Origin of the sequence: Ruegeria sp. EL01, assembly GCF_900313035.1 — a bacterium.
In the GTDB taxonomy this organism is placed as follows: Bacteria; Pseudomonadota; Alphaproteobacteria; order Rhodobacterales; family Rhodobacteraceae; genus Ruegeria.
Window position 1 is genome coordinate 654673 of the sequence record NZ_OMPS01000046.1, and the last position, 26307, is coordinate 680979.

At 58.0% G+C, this 26307-nt stretch carries 30 protein-coding genes; 19 read left to right on the forward strand and 11 right to left on the reverse strand.

Translation table 11 applies throughout. The features are described 5' to 3' along the window. Positions 1 to 127 precede the first annotated feature (127 nt). From D9K61_RS23575 to D9K61_RS23600, 6 genes are all read left to right on the forward strand, one after another. Complete coding sequence (locus D9K61_RS23575; protein WP_120635597.1) at positions 128 to 1258, forward strand: bifunctional 2-C-methyl-D-erythritol 4-phosphate cytidylyltransferase/2-C-methyl-D-erythritol 2,4-cyclodiphosphate synthase; 1131 nt, start codon at positions 128 to 130, stop codon at positions 1256 to 1258. Next, a complete protein-coding gene (locus tag D9K61_RS23580; protein WP_120635598.1) occupies positions 1255 to 1752 on the forward strand; it encodes a phosphatidylglycerophosphatase A in 498 nt (165 codons plus the stop codon). Before D9K61_RS23575 ends, D9K61_RS23580 begins: the two co-directional genes overlap by 4 nt. Then, on the forward strand, positions 1749 to 2225 hold the full coding sequence (locus D9K61_RS23585; RefSeq protein WP_120635599.1) for a CinA family protein: 477 nt from the start codon (positions 1749 to 1751) through the stop codon (positions 2223 to 2225). Before D9K61_RS23580 ends, D9K61_RS23585 begins: the two co-directional genes overlap by 4 nt. Before the next feature lie 159 nt (positions 2226 to 2384). After that, positions 2385 to 3566, forward strand: a complete 1182-nt coding sequence (locus D9K61_RS23590) for an ammonium transporter (RefSeq protein WP_120635600.1) — start codon at positions 2385 to 2387, stop codon at positions 3564 to 3566. Positions 3567 to 3706: 140 nt separating this feature from the next. Beyond that, positions 3707 to 4384 carry an orotate phosphoribosyltransferase gene (locus D9K61_RS23595; protein WP_120635694.1) on the forward strand — a complete coding sequence of 226 codons (678 nt, stop codon included), beginning with the start codon at positions 3707 to 3709 and terminating at the stop codon, positions 4382 to 4384. A 237-nt stretch (positions 4385 to 4621) separates the two neighbouring features. Beyond that, positions 4622 to 6112, forward strand: a complete 1491-nt coding sequence (locus D9K61_RS23600) for a replicative DNA helicase (RefSeq protein WP_120635601.1) — start codon at positions 4622 to 4624, stop codon at positions 6110 to 6112. Between the two features lie 18 nt (positions 6113 to 6130). Here D9K61_RS23600 and D9K61_RS23605 read toward each other — a convergent pair whose 3' ends face one another. Then, a complete protein-coding gene (locus D9K61_RS23605; RefSeq protein WP_216825843.1) occupies positions 6131 to 6709 on the reverse strand; it encodes a GNAT family N-acetyltransferase in 579 nt (192 codons plus the stop codon). 278 nt (positions 6710 to 6987) lie between these two features. On the opposite strand from D9K61_RS23605, the gene alr reads away from it, so the two are divergent. The 10 genes from alr (at position 6988) to D9K61_RS23660 (ending at position 15975) form a co-directional block, all read left to right on the forward strand. Continuing rightward, the gene (gene alr / locus D9K61_RS23610; protein WP_120635696.1) at positions 6988 to 8022 is read left to right on the forward strand and encodes an alanine racemase; all 1035 of its coding nucleotides are present in this window, start codon (positions 6988 to 6990) and stop codon (positions 8020 to 8022) included. Then, positions 8019 to 8801 (forward strand): ABC transporter permease, encoded by a 783-nt coding sequence (locus tag D9K61_RS23615; protein ID WP_120635602.1) that lies wholly within the window; start codon positions 8019 to 8021, stop codon positions 8799 to 8801. Before alr ends, D9K61_RS23615 begins: the two co-directional genes overlap by 4 nt. After that, on the forward strand, positions 8798 to 9544 hold the full coding sequence (locus D9K61_RS23620; protein ID WP_120635603.1) for an ABC transporter ATP-binding protein: 747 nt from the start codon (positions 8798 to 8800) through the stop codon (positions 9542 to 9544). The genes D9K61_RS23615 and D9K61_RS23620 overlap by 4 nt, the downstream gene beginning before the upstream one ends. Next, the gene (locus D9K61_RS23625) at positions 9544 to 9993 is read left to right on the forward strand and encodes a hypothetical protein (protein WP_120635604.1); all 450 of its coding nucleotides are present in this window, start codon (positions 9544 to 9546) and stop codon (positions 9991 to 9993) included. Before D9K61_RS23620 ends, D9K61_RS23625 begins: the two co-directional genes overlap by 1 nt. A 4-nt stretch (positions 9994 to 9997) precedes the next feature. After that, the gene (locus D9K61_RS23630) at positions 9998 to 10447 is read left to right on the forward strand and encodes a paraquat-inducible protein A (protein ID WP_120635605.1); all 450 of its coding nucleotides are present in this window, start codon (positions 9998 to 10000) and stop codon (positions 10445 to 10447) included. Between the two features lie 131 nt (positions 10448 to 10578). After that, entirely contained in the window at positions 10579 to 11943 is a 1365-nt protein-coding gene (radA, locus tag D9K61_RS23635) for a DNA repair protein RadA (protein ID WP_120635606.1), read from the forward strand. Positions 11944 to 11985: 42 nt separating this feature from the next. Then, a complete protein-coding gene (locus tag D9K61_RS23640; RefSeq protein WP_120635607.1) occupies positions 11986 to 12579 on the forward strand; it encodes a CvpA family protein in 594 nt (197 codons plus the stop codon). A 656-nt stretch (positions 12580 to 13235) separates the two neighbouring features. Continuing rightward, positions 13236 to 14759 carry an amidophosphoribosyltransferase gene (gene purF / locus D9K61_RS23650; RefSeq protein ID WP_120635609.1) on the forward strand — a complete coding sequence of 508 codons (1524 nt, stop codon included), beginning with the start codon at positions 13236 to 13238 and terminating at the stop codon, positions 14757 to 14759. 280 nt (positions 14760 to 15039) lie between these two features. Further along, positions 15040 to 15288 (forward strand): hypothetical protein, encoded by a 249-nt coding sequence (locus D9K61_RS23655; protein WP_120635610.1) that lies wholly within the window; start codon positions 15040 to 15042, stop codon positions 15286 to 15288. 42 nt (positions 15289 to 15330) lie between these two features. Continuing rightward, positions 15331 to 15975, forward strand: a complete 645-nt coding sequence (locus D9K61_RS23660) for an SDR family oxidoreductase (RefSeq protein ID WP_120635611.1) — start codon at positions 15331 to 15333, stop codon at positions 15973 to 15975. Between the two features lie 59 nt (positions 15976 to 16034). On the opposite strand, the gene D9K61_RS23665 is transcribed toward D9K61_RS23660, so the two are convergent. The 4 genes from D9K61_RS23665 to D9K61_RS23680 form a co-directional block, all read right to left on the reverse strand. Then, on the reverse strand, positions 16035 to 16877 hold the full coding sequence (locus D9K61_RS23665) for an ATP-binding protein (protein ID WP_120635697.1): 843 nt from the start codon (positions 16875 to 16877) through the stop codon (positions 16035 to 16037). 116 nt (positions 16878 to 16993) lie between these two features. Beyond that, entirely contained in the window at positions 16994 to 17914 is a 921-nt protein-coding gene (locus D9K61_RS23670) for a twin-arginine translocase subunit TatC (RefSeq protein WP_120635612.1), read from the reverse strand. Then, a complete protein-coding gene (gene tatB, locus D9K61_RS23675) occupies positions 17911 to 18369 on the reverse strand; it encodes a Sec-independent protein translocase protein TatB (protein ID WP_120635613.1) in 459 nt (152 codons plus the stop codon). The genes D9K61_RS23670 and tatB overlap by 4 nt, the downstream gene beginning before the upstream one ends. 6 nt (positions 18370 to 18375) lie before the next feature. Next, on the reverse strand, positions 18376 to 18591 hold the full coding sequence (locus D9K61_RS23680) for a twin-arginine translocase TatA/TatE family subunit (protein WP_120635614.1): 216 nt from the start codon (positions 18589 to 18591) through the stop codon (positions 18376 to 18378). 221 nt (positions 18592 to 18812) lie between these two features. On the opposite strand from D9K61_RS23680, the gene D9K61_RS23685 reads away from it, so the two are divergent. Next, positions 18813 to 19118, forward strand: coding sequence for a hypothetical protein (locus D9K61_RS23685; protein ID WP_120635615.1), 306 nt, complete (start codon positions 18813 to 18815; stop codon positions 19116 to 19118). Positions 19119 to 19148: 30 nt separating this feature from the next. After that, positions 19149 to 19820 (forward strand): YafY family protein, encoded by a 672-nt coding sequence (locus tag D9K61_RS23690; RefSeq protein WP_120635616.1) that lies wholly within the window; start codon positions 19149 to 19151, stop codon positions 19818 to 19820. Between the two features lie 61 nt (positions 19821 to 19881). On the opposite strand, the gene D9K61_RS23695 is transcribed toward D9K61_RS23690, so the two are convergent. The 5 genes from D9K61_RS23695 to D9K61_RS23715 form a co-directional block, all read right to left on the reverse strand. Then, the gene (locus D9K61_RS23695) at positions 19882 to 21051 is read right to left on the reverse strand and encodes a M23 family metallopeptidase (RefSeq protein WP_120635617.1); all 1170 of its coding nucleotides are present in this window, start codon (positions 21049 to 21051) and stop codon (positions 19882 to 19884) included. A 63-nt stretch (positions 21052 to 21114) separates the two neighbouring features. Then, the gene (locus D9K61_RS23700) at positions 21115 to 21765 is read right to left on the reverse strand and encodes a protein-L-isoaspartate(D-aspartate) O-methyltransferase (RefSeq protein WP_120635618.1); all 651 of its coding nucleotides are present in this window, start codon (positions 21763 to 21765) and stop codon (positions 21115 to 21117) included. Then, on the reverse strand, positions 21762 to 22544 hold the full coding sequence (gene surE / locus D9K61_RS23705; protein ID WP_120635698.1) for a 5'/3'-nucleotidase SurE: 783 nt from the start codon (positions 22542 to 22544) through the stop codon (positions 21762 to 21764). Before surE ends, D9K61_RS23700 begins: the two co-directional genes overlap by 4 nt. A gap of 120 nt (positions 22545 to 22664) precedes the next feature. Next, positions 22665 to 23750, reverse strand: coding sequence for an ABC transporter ATP-binding protein (locus tag D9K61_RS23710; protein ID WP_254055846.1), 1086 nt, complete (start codon positions 23748 to 23750; stop codon positions 22665 to 22667). A 195-nt stretch (positions 23751 to 23945) separates the two neighbouring features. After that, a complete protein-coding gene (locus D9K61_RS23715; RefSeq protein WP_371688491.1) occupies positions 23946 to 24587 on the reverse strand; it encodes a GFA family protein in 642 nt (213 codons plus the stop codon). Between the two features lie 98 nt (positions 24588 to 24685). On the opposite strand from D9K61_RS23715, the gene D9K61_RS23720 reads away from it, so the two are divergent. Further along, positions 24686 to 25852 (forward strand): formylglycine-generating enzyme family protein, encoded by a 1167-nt coding sequence (locus D9K61_RS23720; RefSeq protein ID WP_120635620.1) that lies wholly within the window; start codon positions 24686 to 24688, stop codon positions 25850 to 25852. A gap of 119 nt (positions 25853 to 25971) precedes the next feature. Here the strand turns inward: D9K61_RS23720 and D9K61_RS27090 are convergent, their stop codons facing one another. Continuing rightward, positions 25972 to 26190 (reverse strand): hypothetical protein, encoded by a 219-nt coding sequence (locus D9K61_RS27090; RefSeq protein WP_162946747.1) that lies wholly within the window; start codon positions 26188 to 26190, stop codon positions 25972 to 25974. Positions 26191 to 26307: the final 117 nt, after the last annotated feature.

Below are 26307 nucleotides of genomic sequence, written 5' to 3' on the forward strand. Positions count from 1 at the left end.
CAAAATGGCGGCTCACAAGCCCGCAAAATCATCGTTCGCCTATTTTTTAGGCATAGTGACGCGGGTGATTGCCTCTGCTTTCACCGCCCCCTAAACAAAGACCAGAGCACAGGAGAGCACCCCTAACATGACAACCGCCGCCATCATCGTCGCCGCAGGACGCGGTTTGCGCGCCGGAGGGGACACCCCCAAGCAATGGCGTGAACTCGCGGGACGTCGCGTGGCAGACTGGACCCTCGACAGGTTTCGAGGTCACGTGGATCACATCGTACTGGTGCTGTCGCCTGACGATACGGCCGCATGGGACGAATTTCAGAACAGCGATCTGATTCTGACCGAGGGCGGTAACGACCGGGCCGGGTCGGTGCGTAATGGGCTGAACGCTTTGGCAGACCTGAGTGTGGAAAAAGTTCTGATCCACGACGTGGCGCGGCCTTGCGTCAACACGCGGATCATCCGGGATGTTCTTGCGGCGCTGGACATCAACGCTGCTGCAGCCCCCGGACTGGCCATAACGGATGCTCTCTGGACCGGAGAAAGCGCAGCCGTCACAGGAACACAGAACCGTTCGGGGCTTTTTGCAGCACAAACACCTCAGGGGTTTCACTATGACGCCATCGTTTCAGCGCATGCAACGCATCCCGGCGGGGCGGCGGATGATGTGGAAGTTGCGCGTGCGGCACATATCAAAGTGGCCATCGTGCAGGGTGACGCGGACAATATCAAAATCACCAGACCCGAGGATTTTGCCCGGGCGGAACGCATAATGGGGCTGAACATGGATGTAAGACTGGGCAACGGGTATGACGTGCACCGGTTTGGGGATGGGGATCATGTCATCCTCTGCGGCGTCAGGATTCCGCATGACCGCAGCCTGCAAGGCCATTCGGACGCGGATGTGGGTATGCATGCTGTGACCGATGCGATCTATGGCGCTTTGGCGCAGGGCGATATTGGCCAGCATTTCCCGCCATCGGATCCGCAATGGAAAGGGGCCGCCAGTGAGATATTCCTGCGCCATGCGGTCGATCTGTGCAAACAGATGGGCTACCGAATTTCGAATATCGATTGCACGCTGGTGTGCGAATATCCAAAGATCGGGCCTCATGCGCAGGCCATGCGGGAAGAAATGTCCAAAATCATGGGATTAAATCCCGATCAGGTCTCGGTCAAAGCCACAACTTCGGAACGTCTGGGTTTCACCGGGCGCAGCGAAGGCATCGCCTCGTCGGCCACAGCCAGTCTGGTGAGAACATGAACACTGCGCAGTTGATCGGAACCGTTTGTGGGGTCGGACACCTGCGTCCCGCACCCGGCACCTGGGGATCGCTGGCAGCACTGCCGTTGGCTTGGGTTTTGCACACAGTTGGTGGGTTCCCCTTGCTGGTGGTGGCGACATTGGTTTTGTTTTTCGCAGGCCTTTGGGCCACGCGCATCATGACAAAAGGACAGAAAGATCACGACCCGTCAGAGATCGTGATCGATGAAGTTGCAGGCCAGTTCATCGCACTTTGGGCGATCTCTTATCCGTCTTGGGCCCACGGGATCGAGATTACCGCGCTCTGGCCCGGTTGGGTGGCTGGATTTGTTCTGTTTCGGTTCTTCGACATAACCAAACTCGGCCCGGTGGGTTGGGCCGACCGCCGTGGTGATCCGATGGGCGTGATGCTGGATGATGTCATTGCCGGAGTTTTTGCCGCGATCGGCGTGCTTGTCCTGGCTGGCATTACACATGGGGTCATGGGCCTGTGAGCGCTGCCGATCTTCTCGACCGCGCCAAAGCGCGCAACGTGATGATCGCCACAGCGGAAAGCTGCACCGGCGGGATGGTCGCCGTCGCGTTGACAGACATTCCCGGTAGTTCCGCCGTGGTCGAACGCGGGTTTGTCACCTACACGAATACGGCCAAGCAGGACATGCTGGGCGTCCACGCCGAAACACTGGACGCCCATGGCGCCGTGTCGGAAGAGGTTGCGTGCGAAATGGCCGAAGGCGCGCTGCGCCATTCGCTGGCCCAACTGGCCGTGTCGATCACCGGCATCGCCGGACCGGGTGGATCCGAATTCAAGCCCGAAGGTCGCGTGTGCTTTGGACTGGCAGCCGAAGGACATCCGACGCGGGTGGAAACTATCGAATTCGGTGCACCGGGTCGTGACACCGTCCGTCGCATGGCGCGCGATCACGCACTCGAGCTGTTGTCCGAAGGTCTTTCTCTTTTCGCTTAAATTTCTGGCAACCACCCACAAACGGCGCAAATTTAATCGCCAGTTGAAAAAAGGCTGCCAAAATAGACGGTCTTTTGGGGCGATGCCTCTTTTTTCCCCGTCCGTCATTCGCTTCAACCCTGTGCACGCCACTCACGAAGCGAAAGAGGAGGACGGCCCATGAACGGAGCCGATACAGCCTGGATCATCGTCGCAACCGCGCTGGTCCTGTTCATGACATTGCCAGGTCTTGCCCTGTTTTATGGCGGCCTTGTCCGCGCCCGAAATGTGCTGAGCGTGTTCATGCATTGCTTTTCCATCGCCTGCCTGATGAGCATCTTGTGGCTGGTTGCGGGCTATTCCATCGCCTTTGGGCCGGGTGAGTCCGGTCTTTGGGGCGGTCTGGGCAAAGCCTTTCTGAACGGCGTAGACGTTGACAGCTTGTCCGGCACCCTGCCCGAGATCCTGTTTTTTGCGTTTCAGATGACCTTTGCCATCATCACCCCCGCCTTGATTGTCGGCGCATATGTAGAACGGGTTGGGTTTGGGTTCGTCCTGACCTTCTCGGGCTTGTGGATGCTGCTGTGCTACGCACCCGTGGTGCACTGGATCTGGGGCGGTGGCATGCTGACCGATGGCGGTATTCTGGGCGAAATCGGCGTCCGGGATTTCGCAGGCGGCATAGTCGTGCATGAAACGGCAGGTATTGCTGCGTTGATCATCGCAGTTGTACTTGGTCCCCGCCTCAACCGCACGACACCGCCGCACAATCCGGGCTTTGTCATGATCGGTGCAGCGATGTTGTGGGTCGGCTGGTTTGGTTTCAACGGCGGCTCGCAATTGGCAGCCGACGGAGGTGCCGCAATGGCCATGACCGTGACGCATTTGTCAGCGGCCACGGCCTCACTGACCTGGGCCTTGTGGGAGCGGGTCAGGTTTGGCAAAGCCTCGATGGTGGGCCTTGTCACCGGCACAATCGCTGGTTTGGCTTCAATCACGCCGGCCTCGGGATTTGTTGGCCCGGTCCAGGCGCTGATCATCGGTGGCGTTGCTGGCATCCTGTGTCAGGAGGGCGTGTATGTCATTCGCAATGTGCTGAAAATCGACGACACGCTGGATGTGTTTGCCGTGCACGGGGTCGGCGGTATCTTTGGTACAATTATGATCGCCCTGTTTGGTTTGGGAACCTGGACCGCGCAACTGGGCGGGCTTGTTATCGTGGGTGCCTTTACGGCAGCTGTCACAATTGTGTTGGTGAAGGTGGTTGCTCTGATCACACCGCTTCGCGTAGATGCTGAGACCGAAACAAACGGGCTCGACCTTTCAGTACACGGAGAGCGCGCCTACGATATGAGCAGCTGAGCCCACCTTGGCATGCTCGGCCCGCAAGGGCACAAGCGGACCTCTCGGGGTCCGCTTTTCTTTTGCACCATACCCTCTCGACTCTGACGTTGCGGACGGGCTATCAGCCCGCAATGCCATTCATCCAAGAGGTTTGCGCCATGATCCCCAGTTCATTTCCCGACAGCACCGAAATCGCCCGCCTGACCGCGCGGATGCTGCTGGAGATCAAGGCCGTTCACTTCAATTCCCGTGAACCCTTCACACTGTCCAGCGGATTGCCCAGCCCAACCTATATCGATTGTCGCAAGCTGATCTCCTACCCGCGCATCCGTTCGACCCTGATGGATTTCATGACAGTCACCGTCATGCGCGACGTAGGCTTCGAGGCGTTCGACAATATCGCCGGGGGCGAGACCGCTGGTATCCCCTTTGCCGCGATGGTCGCGGAACGCATGGCGCTGCCGATGACCTATGTGCGCAAGAAACCCAAAGGCTACGGTCGCAATGCCCGCATCGAAGGCACGATGGGCGAAGGCGATCGCGTCTTGCTGGTCGAGGACCTGACCACCGATGGCGGTTCAAAGCTGAGTTTCGTTGATGCGATCCGCGAAACCGGCGCGACCTGCGGCCATACGGCGGTCATTTTCTACTACGGCATCTTCCCGGAAACCGAGAAAACTCTGGGCGATCACGGGGTTCAATTACACAGCCTTTGCACTTGGTGGGATGTGCTGGCCGAGGCCAAAGCGCAGAAAGCCTTTGATCAGGAAACACTTGACGGCGTCGAAGCTTTCCTGAACGACCCGCGCGGCTGGCAACAGGCGCATAAATCGTAAATTAGGGGCTGTGAGTGGTTTGGGGATATCGGCAATTCGAATCGTCCCCATGGGCGCTTATTTAGCTATTTTGCACTTCAACCCTACCAAATGTTGCGGGAACGTGGTTCTCATGACAAGATGGGGCAATGTTATCCCCAATCGGGTGGGCAGTTATCCCGACTTACCCCCATTCATTTGCAGATAGCTTGAACCGGGGCATCACGTGTAGAACCGCCGAATGGCAGCGGGGGCAGTATGAACGAGATCAGCAGTATCGAGCAGGCAGCGGCGCAAATTCAGAACGCCGAGACCATGCCGCATTCCATTGAGGCTGAACAACAGCTTCTGGGTGCGATTCTGACCAATAACGACCTGTATGACCGGGTCGCTTCGATTATCGGGGCGGAGCATTTCTATGATCCGGTCCATTCGCGCATTTACGAGGTCGCCGCGACCCGTATCGCCAAGAACACGCTGGCCTCACCGGTCACGCTGAAGTCTTTCATGGCCGAGGATGAAGGCCTGAAGGAACTGGGCGGACCGGCCTATCTGGTCAAGTTGGCCGGTGCCTCGATCAGTGCCTTTGCGGTGCATGACTATGCCCAGATGATCTATGATCTGGCGATCCGACGCGAGCTGATCCGACTGGGCCGCGACATCTCGGACAAAGCGGCGCGTGTCGAAGTGTCGAGCGAACCCAAGGAACAGATCGTCGAGGCCGAACAGCAGCTTTATCAGCTATCCGAGCAGGGCCAGACCGAGCAGGGGTTTCAGTCCTTCCTCAAGGCGGTCACAGAAGCCGTTAACGTCACCAACGAGGCGTACCAGCGCGGTGGCGGCATGGCGGGGATCTCAACCGGTCTGGCCGATCTGGACAAGCAGTTGGGCGGGTTGCACCCGTCCGACCTGATCATTCTTGCCGGACGTCCGTCGATGGGGAAAACCTCGCTGGCGACCAACGTGGCGTTCAACGTGGCCAAGGCTTACAAACGTGGTCAAAAGCCCGACGGTAGCGAGGGCGCGATTGATGGTGGCGTCGTTGGGTTCTTCTCACTCGAGATGAGCGCCGAACAACTGGCAGGCCGTGTTCTGGCCGAAGCATCCGAGATTTCGTCGCACAAGATTCGTCAGGGTGACATGACCGAGGCCGAGTTCCGCCGTTTCGTGGACGCCGCCAAGGAATTGGAAGCCTGTCCTCTGTTTATCGACGATACCCCCGCCCTGCCGATCTCGCAGCTGGCCGCCCGTGCGCGGCGTTTGAAACGGACCCATGGGCTGGACCTGCTGGTGATCGACTATCTGCAGCTGTGCCGGGGCATGGCCGAGAACCGTGTGAACGAAATTGCCGAGATTTCGATGGGTATGAAAGCCATCGCCAAAGAGTTGCAGATTCCGGTGATCGCGTTGTCCCAGCTGTCGCGTCAGGTCGAAAACCGTGACGATAAGCGCCCGCAGTTGTCCGACCTGCGGGAATCAGGCTCGATCGAACAGGATGCCGACGTGGTGATGTTCGTATACCGCGAAGAATACTACAAAGAACGCGAAAAGCCCGGTGATCACGAGCTGGATAAGATGGAAGAGTGGAAACAGGCCATGGAACGCCTGCATGGCAAGGCCGAAGTGATTGTCGGTAAGCAGCGCCACGGCCCCATCGGTACGGTGGATCTGTCATTCGAGGCCCAGTTCACCCGCTTTGGCAACCTGATCAAGCCCTGGCAGCAAGACAGTCAAATCGAAGGGTACTGATCACCGTCAACCGGCGTATCACCAAAGCTCCGGCTTGTTCAAAGCCGGAACACAGCGCGACGGACCCGGCACAGGTGTCAGGTCCGACCCATGCAGCGATTGACCCAGCCATCCATGCGGATGGTTCAGCGGATATGGCGCAGGTACAACATCCTGAGAAACAGGCATAAACCCGGTTCTTCGGTAATATTCAGGATCTCCATAGGTCACTACAATATCGAACCCTCTTCCGCGCAGGTCATCTAACCCACAAGCGATCAATTTTTGCCCCACCCCTGCCCGCTGCCGATCTGTTCGAACGGCGACCGGCGACAACAAACAGACCCGGCGTGCATCTCCGGCAAACTCTAGCCGCGAAAAGAAGATACACCCAAGCAAGGTGCCTTTATCAAACGCGACATAGACAAACAGATCCGTATCTGGCGTCGTTGCCATCAGATCATCGACGAACCTGCGGATGATCTGCCCCTCATCGGCCCCCTCGGATGCGGCAAAAGTGCTTTGGAAAAGGTTTGGGATTTCACCTTCAAACCCTGCATATCCTTCAACGCATTTCATCGCATGTTTCTCCGATTGCAGCTCGTTTTCGTCGCGCAAACTTTAAATCACCGTATGGCTTCAACATATACCCCATAGCCGTCTACGATGCTCGCATAGGATCGGTTACTTTCCAACATGACGTGAACAACCGCCATTGCGGTCCAGTGTGACCTCGGCGGGCGCAAAACCAATGACCACCACATTCGATCAGAATGCCAATAACCAGGTAGATTAACCCCGTCTCAAGCCAGAAGTTGCTTATGACGCACGGAAATCCCCTGATAAACCGCCTCTTCCCCCTTGACCTCGAAGGCTCCGATGTCATGAACAGTGCCATGAGTACCGCACGTTTAAAAATCAACCTTCAAGCACTCGCCAGCAATTGGCGGGCTCTTGATGCGACCACCGAAGTTGAAACCGCAGCCGTGGTCAAAGCCGACGGGTATGGCCTGGGTGCCGGGCCGGTTTCGTCCACACTGGCCGAAGCAGGTGCGCGCACGTTCTTCGTGGCGGTAGCCGAAGAAGGCGCTGCCGTACGCAAGGCTGTGGGCCCCGGCCCGATGATCGGAGTTTTCTCGGGTCATATGGAGGGCGACACTGATCTGCTGCGGGCCCATGACCTGACACCGCTGATCAACTCTCCGGAACAGTTCCAGCGCCATTTGCAAGCGCTGCCCGATCATCCGTTTGGCATCCAGCTGGACAGCGGCATGAACCGTCTCGGGTTTGAGCCTGCCGATTGGGCCGAACTGCGCGGTAAGGCAGAGGCGTTGAACCCTCGCCTTGTCATGTCGCATATGGCCTGCGCGGACGAGCCGGATCATCCGATGAACCAGCAACAGCTCAGGACGTTTCGCGAGATGACCGAAGGCGTGTCAGTGCCCCGATCGCTGGCGGCAACAGGCGGCACCTTGCTGGGATCTGCGTTTCACTTTGACCTCTGCCGTCCCGGCATCGGTCTCTATGGCGGGTTGCCATTTGCAGGGGCCAAACCGGTCATCACCATTGATCTGCCAGTCATTCAGGTGCGCGCCGTCGAAGTCGGTGAAACCGTCGGCTACGGCAACACCTGGACCGCGCGACGCCCGTCACGCATCGCAACCGTCGCAGCAGGCTATGCCGACGGTCTGCATCGCGCTATCGGCGGTGGAATCGATACATTTTCGGGCGATCAGCCTTGCCCGGTCGTCGGACGTATTTCGATGGATTTGATCACCGTGGACGTCACCGATCTGCCCCACGACCCGGATCGCCTGCGTATCCTGAACGGCCATCAAACCGTGGATGACCTGGCCGAAGCCGCCGGCACCATCGGCTATGAAATCCTGACCTCGATCGGCCAACGCTATTCACGGGGTTATGTGGAATGACGCCTGTTGCAATGCTGGGTGGATTGGGCCGCGCGGTCCTGGGCTTGCTGGCCGCATTCGGGCGCGTCGCCCTGTTCGCGCTGGACGCCATTTCCCACATCATCCGCCCGCCATTCTACCCGCGAGAGTTCGGGCTGGCCCTGCTGAACATAGGTTGGCTGTCGCTGCCGGTTGTCGGCCTGACCGCGATCTTCACAGGGGGTGCCCTTGCGTTGCAGATCTACGCAGGTGGTGCCCGTTTCAATGCCGAGGCCGTGGTGCCCCAGATCGTGGCCATCGGCATGGTGCGCGAACTTGGGCCAGTGCTGGTTGGACTGATGATCGCCGCACGCGTGACCTCATCCATCGCGGCCGAGATAGCAACGATGAAAGTGACCGAACAGATCGACGCGCTTGTCACCCTCTCGACCCATCCGATGAAGTACCTCACGGCCCCGCGTGTGCTGGCGGCGGTGATCACTGTGCCCGCACTGGTCGCGGTCGGTGACGTCATCGGAATCGCCGGAGGCTACACGGTCGCCACCCAGAACCTGGGCTTCAATCCCGCGACCTACCTGAAAAACACGGTCGATTTCCTTGAACTGCGCGACATCGTCTCGTCCTTGGTCAAAGGCGCGGCATTTGGCCTGATCGCTGCCATCATGGGGTGCTACTACGGCATGTCCTCGGGTCGCGGCGCGCAGGGTGTGGGCCGCGCCACCAAAGGCTCGGTCGAGGCCGCCGCCGTGTTGATTCTGGCCGCCAACTTTGTTCTGACAGGGGTGTTCTTCTCGCTATGATCCGGATGGAGAACGTACATAAAGCCTTCGGTGACAACCACGTCCTGCAAGGCATGAACCTTGAGATTCCCAAGGGCACGTCGATGGTCATCATTGGCGGCTCGGGCACCGGAAAATCCGTGGCGCTGAAATGTATTCTGGGCCTGATCACCCCGGACAGCGGCAAAATCCTGGTCGATGGCAAAGACGCGCAATCCGGCGACCGCGACGCGTTTCTGGCCCGGTTCGGGATGTTGTTTCAGGGCGGTGCCCTGTTTGACTCCCTACCCGTCTGGCAGAATGTCGCCTTCCGCCTGCTTCGCGGCTCGCTGAAACGCCCAACGGACGAGGCACGCGAAATCGCCATCGAGAAACTGCGCCGCGTCGGCCTGAAATCCGACGTCGCTGACCGCCTGCCTGCGGAACTGTCGGGCGGCATGCAGAAACGCGTGGGCCTTGCCCGTGCCATCGCTGCCGAGCCCGAGATCATCTTTTTCGATGAGCCCACCACCGGCCTCGACCCGATCATGTCCGGCGTCATCAACGATCTGATCCGCGAAATCGTGACCGAGATGGGCGCAACCGCGATGACCATCACACACGACATGAGTTCCGTCCGCGCCATTGCCGACAACGTGGCGATGCTGCACGCAGGCGTGATCCAGTGGACCGGGTCCGTTAGTCAGATGGATGCGTCGGGTGATCCCTATATGGAACAGTTCATCAGCGGGAGTGCTGAGGGGCCGATTGAGGCGGTGCGTTGATGAGTGGCTTGAACCTTCTTGAGGTTTCTAACTTCGTCCGGCTTTTGGGCCTCGCCTATTTGACTGGCTTGGTGGTTTCCACATCAGGGATCTTTCCCATGTTTGGAAAATCTCTCGTCTCAAAAGTCAAGTTCGCCCAAGCCCAAGCTCTTATTCGCCGACAACAATTCGGTTGGGGTGCCGGTGACGTTCCAGATTCCGAGATCAAAACCAAACATATCATTCTGGCGTTTCCACTTGCGCTGTTGCTTATCGCGATGGCTTACTTTGGCTTGAGTTGGGTAAGGAACGCTCAAATCCCAGCGCTCAATATTGCACTAGGTTTTTCCTTTTTCGTTTTGGGACTGTATTTGCGTAAACAATTCTTGCGCAACTGGACGGGAAGAACATGGAAACTCGATTTTGCGTGTTTTCTGATTGGATTGTTCTTCGTGATTACCCAAGTATGAAGCCATGCTACGCCTCGCCACCCTCTCCCTCCTGATCCTCTACCCCATCGCGTGGTTTGCCCCACTGATGCGCGCAGGCCTGTTGCCAATCTTCGGGCTCAGCGAAATCAGCGTGATAACCGGCCTCCAATCCCTCTGGAAATCGGACGTCTTCCTCGCATTGGTGGTCACCGCCTTTGCCCTCTTCGCGCCATACCTCAAAACCATCGGCACCGCGCTGATCCAATGGAACCTGCTGGACCCGCGTGTTCAGCCTGTGCTGACCATTCTCGGTAAATTGGCCATGGCCGACATCTTCCTGATCGCGCTTTACATCACGCTGGCCAAGGGTATTGCCTACGCCACCATCGAAACCGCATGGGGTCTCTACCTGTTCACACTCTGTATCCTTGCGTCGATCCTTCTGGGCTACCTGACCGAGCGCCAAAGCAAGTCCAAGGACACTCCGGTTTAATCGACGCTACGGCGCGTCAGCGCCTGCCGCACCCGATGGCCCGCAGGGCCTGAGGACGCGGCGCGCCACCGGCGGTGAGGAAGGCCCGCAAGGGCTTGAAGAACCGCCCATCCTCGGGCACCAAGGGCGCCATGGCAAAGACGACAACTTTCTCCTGCTCGGCCTGCAGCGCCACACATACCCGTTGGTCCGGGCGTTGTGACGCCTGCGGTGAATGGAACACCATCGTACAGAACGCACCGCTTTCAGCGGGACCAGCCAAGAAGTCCTTGGGTGGAAAACGCGGCCAGTCCATTGTCCTGTCCGATCTTGCGACCGAAGAAGCCCCGCCACCACGCACATTATGCGGCGTGGACGAACTTGACCGTGTATTGGGGGGTGGTCTTGTGCCGGCCTCGGCCCTGTTGGTCGGCGGAGATCCGGGCATCGGCAAATCCACCCTGCTGCTGCAAGCCGCTGCGCGGTTTGCCCGCGAGGGTGTCAAAACAATCTATGTCTCGGGTGAAGAAGCCAGCGCTCAGGTTCGGATGCGCGCCCGGCGTCTGGGGCTCGAGGATGCGCCGGTGCAGCTGGCGGCCGAAACCAACCTGCGCGATATCCTGACCACGCTTGAGGCCGAAAAACCCGGCCTCGCTATTATCGATTCGATCCAGACCATGTGGGCAGACAATGTCGACAGCGCCCCAGGTTCAGTGTCACAAGTTCGCGCTGCAGCGCATGAATTGACCACGTTTGCGAAACGACACGGGGTTTCAATTATCATGGTCGGTCACGTCACCAAGGACGGTCAGATCGCGGGCCCCCGCGTCGTCGAACATATGGTCGACACCGTGCTTTATTTCGAAGGTGAGCGCGGCCACCAGTTCCGCATCCTGCGCGCCGTCAAGAACCGTTTTGGTCCGGCGGATGAGATCGGTGTGTTCGAAATGACCGGCAAGGGGTTGGCTCAAGTCACCAACCCATCCGCCCTGTTCCTGTCCGAACGCGGCACACCAAGCCCCGGGTCTGCCGTTTTCGCAGGCATTGAAGGCACGCGCCCCGTGCTGGTTGAGCTGCAAGCCCTTGTCGCCCCATCGCCGCATTCACAGCCCCGCCGCACCGTTGTGGGTTGGGACAGCGGGCGTTTGGCGATGATCCTCGCGGTGCTCGAAGCCCGCTGCGGCATCCCCTTTGCCGGGCTTGATGTGTACCTGAACGTGGCCGGCGGTCTGAAAATCAGCGAACCCGCAGCGGATCTGGCTGTGGCCGCAGCGCTACTGAGTGCCCGCGAAGACACAGCCTTGCCCGTCGATACCGTTGTTTTTGGAGAAATCTCACTATCCGGGGCACTTAGACCGGCCCCGCAGACCGAAAACAGGTTGAAAGAAGCGCAAAAACTTGGTTTCACAGCTGCAATTGCTCCGGCAGGTGGCAAAACTGGCACTGTGGCAGGTCTGACACTCACCCGACCCTCTGATTTGGTAGGGTTTGTTGGCGAAACCTTCGGAGCAGGTTAAGGTCGCGTCCTGAGGCGCACAAAAAAAGAACAGGCGAGGGCCATGGAAGGTTTTACAATTATTGACGGGGTGGTCGCCCTGATCATCGTTCTGTCGGGCCTGCTGGCCTATTCGCGCGGGTTCATGCGCGAGGTCATGGCCATCATAGGCTGGGTCGCGGCGGCCGTTCTGGCGTTCATTTTCGCACCACAAGCCGTTCCGCTGGTCAAGGAAATCCCGGTGGTCGGAGATTTCCTGCGCGACAGTTGCGAATTGTCGGTGATCACCGGTTTCGCAGCCGTCTTTGCAATTGCCCTGATCGTGGTCAGCATCTTCACACCGCTGTTTTCGTCTCTGGTGCAGCGCTCGGCGCTTGGCGGGCTGGATCAGGCCCTGGGGTTCTTCTTCGGAATCGCCCGAGGCATCTTGTTGGTGGCCATCGCCTTCTTTGTCTACGACACCGTGATGACGGGTCAGTCTTATACCATCGTTGACGAAAGCCGCTCGGCCAAAGTGTTCGAACAGTTCAGCTCGCAAATCGAAGAGCAGAACCCAGAGCAAGCTCTGGGCTGGGTGACACAACAGTATGAAGAGCTGGTGGCAAGCTGCACCGCAGGGACTGAGGCGCCTGCTGAACCGGCACCGTCCGACAGCTGATCACCCGATATCCCAAGGTTACGTTTAAGCCCGGCATCGACCGGGCTTTTTCTTACGCAATGGTCAAACGAACCCTTCACCGCCACAAACAGTGCAACGACTCGATTTCAATCCGAAACACCCGTCACAGCGGCTGCGGATCGGGTTGCCATAGACATCCCGGCTTTTGATCACCTCGCCTGTACCATTGCAGATCTGACAGGGTGCACGCCCCATGCCTTTGCACCGATGGCACCGCCGCTTGGGCGTTTCTTCTTTGCGATATGGTGGTTTGTCTTGCCACATATTTGCACTCTGCCTGCGATCATGGATTGTAAGTTGTACCAACGCATCGACATGACAGCATATATGTTTGCACATGTCACCAACCTCGTTCTGTGTCTTTGCCGAACACAAATGCGGCCTGCGGCAATAGGCGTTTGTGATCCTTTGATGACAGCGCCGCAGTTAGGCAGTATGTGGAACCCAACTCGTCACGGAATCGGAGCCACCGATCTTGTTCTTTCTGTTTTCATTTGCCATCGCGGCTATGATGTTCGCCTGGTTGGCGTCAGGAACAGCAGAAATCACACGTTATGCGCCCTTAGTGCAAATGATCCGATCCCGACGGCCGGTCAAACCTCGCGTCAAAAAATCATAGAAGTTGGAGCCCGTACATGTGTGGGATTTTGGGGATCGCAAGCCGGACACATGATGTCTTTGCGGAAATCTATGATGGGCTGTTGATGTTACAGCACCGCGGTCAGGACGCCTCGGGCATCGTGACCTACACAGGTGAGTTCTTCCGCGAAAAAAAGGCCAATGGTCTGGTCAAGGATGTCTTCAATGCGCAAGACGCCGGGACACTGCAAGGCAACGTCGGAATTGGTCATGTTCGCTATCCCACTGCCGGATCGCTCAGCGCGGCCGAAGCGCAGCCGTTTTTTGTCAACGCGCCCTACGGTATCTATCTGGTTCACAACGGCAACATCACAAATACCGCCGCTCAGCGCGAGAAGGTCACCGGCAAGTACAGTCGTCACCTGCGCACCACTTCGGACTCTGAAATCCTGCTGAACGTGATGGCCGATAAGGTGGCCGATGCGATCAAGGTCAACGGCAACGCCGACCCGATCCGCAACATCTTTGCTGGTGTCAAAATGACCATGGAGCGTGTTCAGGGCGCGTATTCGGTGATCTGTCTGGTCGCGGGCGTCGGGATGCTGGCCTTCCGCGATCCTTATGGCATCCGCCCTCTGTCGGTCGCCAAGCGTGAGGTCGACGGCGAAGGCGATGATTATGCATTTGCATCTGAAGACGTGGCCTTTGGCATCAACGGCTTTGACAAGCTGCGGGACGTCAAGCCGGGTGAGGCCATTCTGATCGATCTGGACGGCAACATGCACACGTTCCAGGCCGTCGACGGTCAGCTGACACCCTGTATCTTTGAATACGTTTATCTGGCGCGTCCGGATTCGATGCTGGACGGTGTGTCCGTTTACAAAACCCAGATGCGCATGGGCCAAACACTGGCGCGCCAAATCGAGGCCGCAGGGCTGGAGATCGACCGGATCATCCCGGTCCCCGATAGTGCCCGCCCGGTAGCATTGGAAGTCGCCAAGGCCACGGGCATCTCGTATAGAGAAGGTCTGGTCAAGAACCGCTATGTCGGACGGACCTTCATTATGCCGGGTCAGGAAGAACGCCAGAAATCCGTGCGGCGCAAGCTGAACGCGGTTCCATTGGAGTTCAAAGACCACAATGTCCTGTTAATCGACGACTCGATCGTGCGCGGCAACACAATCAAGAAGATCGTGCAGATGTGCCGCGAAGCGGGTGCCAAGAAAGTCTACATCGCCAGCGCCTCACCGCCTGTCAAATACCCCAATGTCTACGGCATCGACATGCCGACGAAACACGAGCTGATCGCAAACGGCAAAGAGATCGAAGAGATCCGCGAAGAACTGGGCGCGGACGCCCTATTCTATCAGCATCTCGACGACCTGATCTGGTCCGCCAAAGAAGGCAATCCAGAAATCGAGGCGTTTGACTGTTCGTGTTTTGATGGCGAATACATCACCGGCAGTGTCAGCCCGGATTATCTGGACAGCCTGGAAAACAGCACCCGCGTCAGCAAAAAGCGGGAAGACATGCAAGTTCCGGGCGGTTCCTGGAACGCAGCCAAACTCGCTTCGGGTTAATCAGCGGCACCAGAAACCTGCTCTGGCCGAATCGCAACGCGTCTGGATCTTGGGACCAACGGCATTTATTGCCGTTGTCGCCCTCTCGCTTGCCGGCGCCGGTAGAATTCCGCGCACGAGGCCACGCAAAATAGGACACCATTGCAAAGGGTTCCAGAATGCCCGTATCGCAAGAGATTTTGCGACGCTGCGGCAGTCTTTTGTTCCCTAACCCCGTTTGATAGCCCACGGGCGCAACCACTCACCGAAAGGGGTTGGGGCCCTGCCCTGACCGCACTTCATGTCAAACACCACTGTAAAAAGCGCGGCCACGCAAAAGGGCGCGCTGAAGAAGAATTCGGTCTCGGTTCTGGGAATATTTGGGCCGAAAGCAAACCTGCATGCCCTGATGCGCCTGTCATCGGGGCGCGTGAAAGAGGTTAAGCCCGGCAGCCGGGTCGCCTCGGGCACTGTGGTTGCCATTGATGAGCATGGCATCATGCTGCGACAAAGCGGCCAAACCAAGCGGATCGCCATCCCTGGCAGCTAATCGCGTCTTGACGCCCCGCGTGCGGCGGGTCAAACCGCAGTCATGACCGATCAGACCAAAATCGCCCTTGTCACCGGGGCCTCTCGCGGACTGGGCGCAGCCTTGGCCGAGGCGCTGGTGCCCGACTATCACGTTGTCGCCGTGGCCCGCACAACCGGCGGGCTGGAAGAGCTGGATGACCGCATTCAGGCCAAAGGTGGCTCTGCCACTCTTGCGCCGATGGACATTACGGACCCCAACGCCATGGCGACCCTGTGCCGTGGCATTCATGACCGCTGGGGCAAGATTGATCTGTGGCTGCACACCGCAATCCATACCTCGGCCCTGACGCCCGCATATTTTGTCGACCCCAAGGAATGGGCCAAGGCAATCAATACAAACGCCAATGCAACGTCGATCCTGATCCCGTATGTTGCGCCTTTGTTAGGTGAGGCTGGGCACGCCGTCTTCTTTGACGATCCCAAAGCAGGAGAAAAGTTCTACGGTATTTACGGTGCGACCAAGGCGGCCCAGATGGCCCTTGCACGCAGCTGGGCGGCCGAAACCGAGCGGACCGGACCCCGGGTTTCGATCATCGAACCTGCACCTATGCCCACGGCGGTGCGGGCCCGGTTTCATCCCGGTGAAGACCGCGATGCACTGACCAGCACGTCGGATGCAGCTGCTCAGGTCCTGGCAAAGATCTAGGAATGGCCCTTTGGGCCATTCCACCGGCGGGGATATTTTTGGCCAGATGAAGTGGCGCGTTACGCGATGTAGACACCGTTGCGACCCGCCAGATCTACAAAAAACTGCCATGCAACACGTCCTGAGCGGGCACCGCGCGTAGCCTGCCATTCAATGGCTTCGGCCCGCAGAGTTTTCGCATCGACACTGACGCCATAGGCCCCGCAATAGCGATCGATCATGGCCAGGTATTCGTCCTGATCACAGGGGTGGAAACCCAACCATAAGCCAAAGCGATCCGACAGAGAGACCTTCTCCTCGACCGCCTCGGACGGGTTGATCGCGCTGGAGCGTTCGTTTTCGATCATATCCCGGGGCATCAGGTGGCGACGATTTGAGGTGGCGTAAAACACTACATTCTCGGGCCGGCCCTCGATCCCCCCATCCAGAACCGCTTTGAGCGATTTGTAGTGTTGGTCGTCATGGCTGAACGACAGGTCATCGCAAAACAGGATGAACCGGTGCGGCGCGGCGCGCAGGTGGTTCAGCAAGCGCGCGACCGAGCCCATATCTTCGCGCTGCAGCTCCACCAGTTTCAGGTCGGGATGGTCGGCGTGCAACGTGCCGTGAACCGCCTTGACGAGGCTGGATTTCCCCATCCCCCGGGCGCCCCAGAGCAGCGCGTTGTTGGCCTTGAACCCGCTCGCGAACCGACGCGTGTTGTCCAGCAGAGTGTCCCGCGATCGATTGATGCCCACCAGCAAATCCAGATCGACCCGATTGACCTGCGCAACCGGCACCAGCCTGTCCGGGTCCACGTGCCAGACAAAAGCAGACGCTGCGTTGAAATCGGGTGCGGCCAGAGGGGCTGGCGCCATACGCTCCAACGCGTCGGCAATACGGTTCAGGGCTTGGTCGTCCATCGGCTCCTCCGGGGTATTTTGCAGGATTTCAATCATGTTCCATCCCGCACAACAAGGGCTGCGCATTAAAAAGGCGCGCCAAACAAGGGCGCGCCTGATCCAATTTTAATGAGCGATTACTTGTCGTCTTCGAAATCCTGCATCAGGTCATCGTCTGCTTCAGCTTCATCGTCATAATAGCCATCAGCACGCAGTTTTTCTTCGCGCTTCTTCTCGACACGCGCCACCAGGAAGATGGAGACCTCGTAAAGACCATAGACCACGACAAACAGGATGATCTGAGTGATCACGTCTGGAGGTGTGACCAGCGCAGCCAAGACAAGGATGCCTACCATCGCGTATTTTCGAACGCTTCCCAGACCTTCGGCACTGACTAGCCCGGCTTTGCCCATCAGGGTCAGCAACACTGGCAACTGGAAACACAGGCCAAACGCAATGATGAACTTCAGCGTGATGTCCAAGGACTCGTTGACCTTGCCAAAGAAGGTGATTTTCACGCCTTCCGTGGTTTCAGGGACAACAACGATTTCTTCGGGCACATCGCCACTTGTGGCTGACAGCAGGTTGGCGAAAATCGAGCTGACATCTGCAAAGCCCAAAAAGAACTGCATCGCCAAAGGCGTAACGACAAACTGCGCAAAGGAGGCGCCCAGCAGGAACATAAACGGTGACGCGACGAGAAAGGGCATGAAAGCACCCTTTTCAGACTTGTAGAGCCCCGGTGCCACAAAGCGCCACAACTGGTACGAGATCACCGGGAACGCCAGCGCAAACCCGAACACCATCGAAATCCGGAACAGCGTGAACAAGTATTCCTGCGGCGACGTGTATTGCAACGTCGGCGAGGGATCACCCAGTGATCGAAGCGTTGCCTCGATCGGTTGCACCAAGAATTGCAGGATCGGTTCGGCAACTGTGAACGCGACCACGATGCCAATAACAAACGCGATAACGGACCGGATCAGCCGTGTGCGCAGTTCGGCCAGGTGTTCAATCAAAGGGGCCGAGGAATCCTCGATTTCGTCGGTCTTGCTCATGTTTTGCTTTCAGTATTCAGCGCGGCTTCGGCCTCTTCTGCCTTCGCCAGTGCGTCAGCGGCTTCCTTGGCCTTGCGTTCAGCTGCGGCACGGGCCGTTGTGGCCTGAATTTTCTTGGCCTGTTCTGCCCGCTCGGCCGCGAGCTTGCCTGTTTCGCTGTCTGGGTCAAACTTGGTAGGATCGATGCTTTTGGCCATGTCTCGCGCGGCCTCTTTCACGCCGTCCATCGCGCTCCCGACCGGGTTGGTCGCAGCATTCAGGCCCTTTTTGATCTCATTCACACCGGCCTCATCAGCCGCATCGTTCATCGCCGAGCTGAATTCACGCGCCATGCCCCGCGCCTTGCCAACCCAACGGCCAACATTGCGGAACAACACCGGCAAATCTTTTGGCCCGACCACAATCAGGGCGACGACGCCGATGACCAGAAGCTCGGTCATGCCCAGATCAAACATTGGGACTTAGACCTTGTCTTTTTCGGTTTCCGGCGTGACGTCTTTGGCCAGTTCCGAGGCTTCCTGTTCGCCTTCTTCCACACCTTCTTTGACACCCTTCTTGAACGAAGTGATGCCTTTGCCGACTTCGCCCATCAACGAACTGATTTTTCCGCGTCCAAACAGGACCAGAACCACAACTGCAATGAGCAGGATGCCGGGCAGACCGATATTGTTAAGCATGTCTTTTCTCCTAGTGCGTCGACGCTACGCGCGCCGGAAATATGTTTTCGCGTTGTGTTTACGACCCAAAACGCTCTGCAGAAAGAGATCAGGGGCATTTGGTGGCCCAAAATTGATGAGATTGGGCATTTTCTAGGGGCTCGCCTTTTCCAACTGACAGGTTTATGTCAGTTGGAGGTGACTAGGTCTAGGGTATCGAAACCAAGTCAACGGAGACTCAGATGACCCACGTCGCAGAAATTGTCACATTCAAACTGGCCAATGGCACCACTTCGGAAGAGTTCGTGAAACTCAGTCAGGCCTCAGAAGATTTCGTGCGTGCAGCCCCTGGATTTGCGCACCGCCAGCTTAGCAAGGGCGAGGACGGTCAATGGACCGATTATGTAATTTGGCAGGACATGCAATCCGCGAAGGATGCCGCCGCGCAATTCCCGGAACAGGATTTTGCACCGGCCCTGATGGCCACCATACAACCCGACAGCGTTCAGATCAGACATGAGCATGTGCTATGGAATATGACATCATAACGATCAGGGCGGCGCGCCAAAGGCAGGCGTATGCGCCGTACTGATCGCCTATTCGACATCATCCAGATCCTGCGCGACGGCAAGTTACACCGCGCGCGGGACATTGCGGATCGGCTTGAGGTGTCAGTCCGCACCATTTATCGCGACATGGACACGCTGGTCGCCTCGGGCGTTCCGGTCGAGGGTGAGCGCGGCGTCGGATACATGGTGCGCGAGCAGATCACCCTACCCCCACTGAACCTGACACCGGCCGAGCTTGAGGCGCTGAACCTTGGCATGGCCATTGTGGCCGAGGCTGCCGACCCCGACCTGAAGGCGGCTGCGGGGTCACTTGCTGACAAGATCGATGCTGTGCTGCCGACACAGGTCGTAGCCGAGGCGGATACCTGGAAATTCGCCGTCTATCCCTTTGCAGATGCCGCTCGCGGGCTGGCCCATATGGCGCCGATCCGCGCAGCGATCAAATCCCGCCAAAAACTACGCTTGTCCTATTGCCGTATCGACGGTGTTTTGACGGATCGGGTCATCCGCCCCCTGCACATGGAATATTGGGGCCGGGTCTGGACACTGACCGCCTGGTGCGAATTGCGAGATGGCTTCCGCGTGTTCCGTATCGATCTGATCGAAACCGTAACGCCATTGCCCGAAGTCTTTGCGGACGAACCCGGAAAGCGGTTGAGCGACTATGACCCAACCGCCTGATGGTACGTAATTTCCTTCAATGCGTTATCAGCGACGTGGCACGATAAAGGCCGCGCCGAGATCACTTCAGGTATGGCTCGGGATCGACAGATTCAAAGCCTTTGCGCACTTCGAAATGGACATAGGCATTGTCGCCACCACGCAGCGCTGCGATCTTCTGCCCGCGCCGCACCCGATCACCCTTTTTGACGGTGATCCCTTCGACATTGGCGTACACGGTCAGCAGATCATTGGTGTGCTTAACCACAATGATTGGCACCTGATCCGCGTCTGATGTGATGGCAGCAACTGTTCCTGCCTCGGCCGCCTGAACGGACGTCCCCGGCGCAGCTGCGATATCGATGCCTTCGTTCTTACCCTTGTCATAGGTACGGATAATCTTGCCCGAGACCGGCAGAGACAACGCCCCTGACCCGGTTGAATTGCTGGGCGCCTCGGCCGTGACATCTGGCGCTTCCGCCGCCTCCACCTTTTCTTCCGGGAGCGGCTGGGTCGCGCTAGGCGGCGTCGGCGTTGGCGACCCCTGCCCGGGCTGTGTCACCTCTGTCGCAGCGGCCGGAGCAACCACTGCGGTCTGCTGCGGTGCCGCCTGGTTCTTAACGGGGATCAACAGGTACTGACCTTCCCGGATTGCGAAATCTGACCCCAGGCCATTCCATTCGGCCAGCGACTCCACAGGTACGTTGTACAGGCGGGAAATCGTATAGGCGGTTTCGCCACGTTTCACTTTGTGCCGCGTCGGCTCTGGGCCGGGTTGCACAGGCGCTGCGGTGGCTTTGGGCTTGGCGGGCTGCAGAGTCGTCGTCTGAACACCGCCGGTACCCGGTGCCTGATCAATAGCTGTGCCAGCAATCGTGGCAATGTCTACGCCGCTGGCACCACCGACCGATCGCGGCAGGGCAAGAATTTCGCCATCACGCAACCCGTCATTGGGCTGCAAGCCATTAAACCGCGCCAGCTCCCCTCCGGGCAGGCCAACACGGGTGGCTACATCGGCAACCGTATCGCCCCGGCGCGCAACGGCCACCTGGTAGTTCGGATAGGTGATAACGCCCCGCCCATCCGGCGCAGGCCGGTTTGCGGTTGCGGAATGTGCCGCCGGAGATGTCGAAAACCCGCCGACTTCGCCGCGCAGATCATAGTCCAACGGACCTTCGCACCCGGCCAGAACCGCCAGCGCGGCGACCCCAGTCGCACAGCGGCGTATCGCTGATTTGGAAACTGCTCTCATCACTTTTGTCCTCAACACCTGCCCCTGTTTTCCGGGGTTCCGGCACTCAATTCGAAACATCCTTTACGTCTCGTCCTTCCCAAGCCCCTCAAGCAGAGGCACAAAACGAACAGACGTTAATTCATCATAGTCCAGACCGTCCTCGGTGCGCGTCACTTTGATAAGCTGTTGCACCGCATCCGACTGTCCCACAGGTAACACCATGATACCCCCGATTTTAAGCTGCGCCAAGAGCGGTCCTGGCGGGTCCTCGGCAGCGGCTGTCACAATGATCCGGTCAAACGGCGCCTGCTCGGGCAAACCGTAAGACCCATCTGACAACATCGAGGTGATATTGGTCAGCCCCAATTCGCCGAACAACTTGCCGGTTTCGCTGACCAAACGCCGATGACGCTCGACCGTGTAGACGCGGCGCGCCAGCTTGGACAAGACGGCAGCCTGATACCCCGATCCGGTGCCAATCTCTAACACCGTGTCACGTGGGCGCACATCCAGGGCCTGCGTCATCAGTCCCACAACTGACGGTTGGCTGATCGTCTGACCACATGCAATCGGCAGCGGCATGTCTTCATAAGCCCGGTCCGCGAACAGGCCAGTGACGAACCGGCCCCTGTCAATCTTCTCCATCGCGGCCAGCACACGCGCATCGGTCACGCCCCGCTTGCGCAGGGCGAACAGGAACTGCATCACTGTTTCCGGGTCAAGTCCGCTCATTCGATCGACTTCAACGCCTCCAGCGTGTCATACGCTGTCAGGTCGGCACGCATCGGTGTGACCGAGATATAGCCCGCCAGATTGACAGCTGCATCGGTTCCCGGCGCGGTTGGATTATGCTGATAACCACCCTTGATCCACAAAAACCGACGCCCCGAGGGCGAGCTGTGCGGCTCAACCGAAAAGCGCGTATCCCTGCGATAGCCCTGCGACGCAACACGAGTGCCCAATACCTCATCAGCTGGAACAGGTGGAAAGTTCACGTTGTAGAACAGACGATAGTCGCCCTGCTCGGCCGGTGTGGCAACCAAAATACGACGCACCAGATCGGCGCCAAACCGCTTGGCGGCCTCGAACGGGTCGTCCAGTCTCAGATTGCGCGGTCCGAAATACTGCGACAGGGCGATTGCGGGCACACCTTGCAAAGCGGCCTCCATCGCGCCACCAATCGTCCCCGAGTACAGCGTGTTTTCGGCCGAGTTATTGCCCCGATTCACACCTGACAACACCAGATCCGGCGGGCATTCAGTCATCACATCGTGCAACCCGGCCAAAACGCAATCCGCGGGCGAGCCTTCGGCGGCAAATCGTCGGTCGCCCAGCTTTGCGACCATCATCGGGTGTGTATAGCTGATGCAATGCCCAACGCCCGATTGCTCGAATGCGGGTGCAACCACCCAAACCTCGCCGTCGGGCCCTGCCAGTTCGGCGGCAATTGCTTCGAGCGTGATCAACCCCGGAGCGTTAATCCCGTCGTCATTGGTCAAAAGAATGCGCATGCCCGATCCACCCCGCGTTTGGCCCTTGATAGACCCGCCCCCGCATTGCAGCAAGCGACGGGCCGGCACAATCTGCGGCTTTCGCGCACCACTCGGGCGCAAACTGCGGCTCAAACCCAGTCAGACCGGAAATACAAAACACTTGTCACGGCGGATGGTCAGCCACATGACCCGCCCCGGACCCGGCACAAACACGTTCGGAACCGTCGCCCTGAGGATCGAGCCGTCATAGTCCATCCGGAACTCCACAAGGCTTTCATTGCCCAAGAACCGCGCCCGTTCGACAACACCGCGCGCGGCAACCCCATCCGTGGCCGTCGGCAACGGACCCTTGCCATTCCGGTCGAAATCCAGCTTGATATGTTGCGGGCGAAAGACAATCTCGACATCTGTTCCGTCTGGAACACCCGGCGCCAGAAATTGCCCAAAGGGCGTTTCGGCCAACGCTCCGTTAACTTGCGACTTCAACACATTGACATCACTGAAGAATGATACGGCAGCTTTGTCCGCAGGGCGCGTGTACACATTGTAGGGCGCGCCTTGCTGCACGATACGTCCACGGCGCATCAAGGCAATCTCATCGGCCATGCGCATCGCTTCTTCCGGCTCGTGCGTGACCAATAGAACGGCGGCGTCTTCTTCCTTCAGAATGGCCAGCGTTTCGTCACGGATACCATCGCGCAAACGGTTATCAAGTCCCGAGAAAGGCTCGTCCATCAACATGATGCGCGGACGCGGCGCCAGCGCACGGGCCAGCGCGACACGCTGTTGCTCGCCACCCGACAGGTGATGCGGAAACCCATCGATGAAACGCATCAGATCGACCTTGGACAACAGTTCTTCCACACGGGCGCGTTTTGCGTCCTTGCTGCCCTTCAGACCGAAGGCCACGTTATTGGCCACGCTCAGATGCGGGAACAGGGCAAAGTCCTGAAACATCAAGCCGATTTCCCGCCGCTCGGGCGGCACCCGAAACACAGTGTTGCAAATCAGTTTGCCATCGGCGTAGATCTGGCCGCTTTCCTGCATTTCGACACCCGCGATCATCCGCAGCGTCGTGGATTTTCCGCAACCAGACGGGCCCAACAAACAGGTCACCTGCCCCGCTTGCACGGTCAGGGAAACATCATCCACCACGACCCGCCCGTCATACCGGGCGACCAGATTTCGAATTTCCAACCGAGGAGGAGCTGCGTTCTCTGTCACCAAGGGACCCCGTTGTGTTTCCCGATCAATTTCATCGGGCTTGGGCCGAGATAGCAATCCCGCCCCTCAGGCGCAAGCGATCAGCTTTCGGGCGCAAGGCGGCTCGGACCGTCTTGTTCCGGAAACGATCCATCGGCAGTTCTGAGGCTAAGTCGACCAGTGCCGTACACTGGACGGACGGTGGCAATGGCACGACTATGAATCATCCGCTGCTCCGCTCCTCTGCCACCACTTCGCGTAGCCATCCAGAAGCGTTTGTAGGTCGTCGAGTGACTGAGGAAACTGAGAGAAACTGTGAACGACGGACACATCCACCCAAGGCATCTTTTCATCAGTCATCAATTCCACGAACGGTTCGAACGACGCGGCTTGGTCCAGCACCGATGTCCGCAGGTTAACCCGCCAATCCGCCCCTTCAATCCGGGAATAGATGAAATTCAGGCATGACGCACAAAAGTAATGCGCCCGCTCGTTTGAATGGAGACCGCCTTTGATCACTTCGCCCGTGTAGGAGAAGCTGTCGCTTGGAAACATCGTCGTGAGAGAATACGCGCTCGCGCTGAATTTATGACAATCGCGACAATGGCACACCAAGGTCAAAAGCGGCGACGCGGTCACTTTGACCCGCACAGCACCACAAAGGCAGGCGCCTACATACGGAGGTTTGGGACATACCATCGGAGATCTCTCACTTTCTTTCGTCACTTGCAGAGCGCAAACAGACCTCGTAACAAATAAGCTCAACGATAGCGATATTGTGCGCCGCAGCCACTCTCTCTTTTGTCGGATACTGCCTAACCGTCCAATTGAACACCGCAATGACCGCTTTGAGCCCATAGCAACGAATGCTTCAGGATAACGTGAATATCAGCTTTGAAGTGCACGCCAACTTTCGTATGTACAGCGTAATCTGACCTGATTTTTAGGAACAATTGATGTATAATCCACTTGCTATTTTGGGCCTGGTATTTTTCTTAATAGTTGGAGACGTTGCATCTGCTGAAGAGGTTTATGTCACCGCGAACGGCGAAAGGGTGAACGCGCTAGATGTATTTCAAGACTGTGATGTTTGCCCAGATCTGATAGTTCTACCGTTGGGTGAGTTTCAAATGGGCTCAACTGTGCGAGAGGCGAATGCTGCGCGGTTAAGTAGTTATTTAACCACGAACCGCGACCCAACTGACTACGAATTGAAGCTCAGACAGTCCTTTTCCAACCTTGGCATCGATCCAGATCGACCTGAAGAGGGTCTAAGGCGATACTATGCAGGTGGAGACGTTGTCCAACAGGATGACCCCCAGTATTCTGTCAACCCGTTTCTACATGAAGTGCCGCCTCATCAGGTTACTATTGATCTGCCTATCGCAATGGGACGTAACGAAGTGACGCGCGAAGAATGGACTGCTTGCGTTGAAGACGGTGGCTGCGAAATGGGACAAAAGGACCTCCCACGCTCTAGCTATTCTTCGTGTAACAGTGCCTTCGATTGTGTTTCAAACCCAGATACACGCGTTAGGTTTCGCCTTCCAAATGGACCACATGCAACCCATCCACGCAGCCCGATGACTGGCATGACCTACTACGAGATGAATGACTACACGTCTTGGCTCAACAAAAAGGTGGGGGCAAATGTCTACAGGGTTCCGACTGAAGCGGAATGGGAATACGCTGCACGCGCTGGCACGACAACAAGGTATGCGCAAGGCGATAGTCTGACATTAGAGCAGGCCAATTTTTCAGTTTACCGCATCGAAGTTGTGGATGGAGAACGTGTTTGGAAACATGATTTTGGAAGTGCGAGAGAACTTTTGTCGGTAGACAACCTCGACGCTGCAAATGATTGGGGACTCCGACATATGTCCGGTAACGCCGGTGAATTCTCAAGTTCCTGCGGAGAAGGACCGCATCGCGGCTTAAAAACGTCCAGTCAATACTTGGCCGTAGACGCAGACCGCCCAGACTGCAAGCGTTCAGTGAAAGGAGGTGGGTACGCCGGAATTGCAGAGTTAGCAAGACCCGCCCGACGCGTTGCCATTTCAAGTAACCACTGGTCGCCTTGGACTGGGTTTCGTGTCGTTCGCGATTTGACCTTGGAGCAATAAAACTGCCTTTGGAGGCGCCCGTTACGGTGTCCGCCTTGTCTAAGGTTTGTGGCTGCTGTCAGCGTGAGCTGCAGCGGCGATAAATCTGACAAGGAGGAAAGCGCGGGCGGCTTTCGCTGCTATGGGGATAGTGGCTCGAGGCTTGGTTGGCGGATGCCATGACGCTTGAGGCTGACGACACCGATCCGTGCCGGCCAGCTGATCTTTCTGGGCCCATGCCGCGGGATCGTCATTTTGCTGTTGCCATTGGCCTGCTGCAACGTGGGTTTCGGTGGAGTGGCCGCAACGACTGGTCCGGTGCCTGCTGATGGTGGAACCAGGTGTGAGGGCTGGATCATGCGGCATCCTCCCAGGGTGGCGCGCGGGATCGCGGGGTCTGACCGCGGGTGAAGGTCTCGATGACCACCATTGCGCCGCCGCATTTCGGGCAAGGCTGAAGCTGGTCGSCYTCGTCA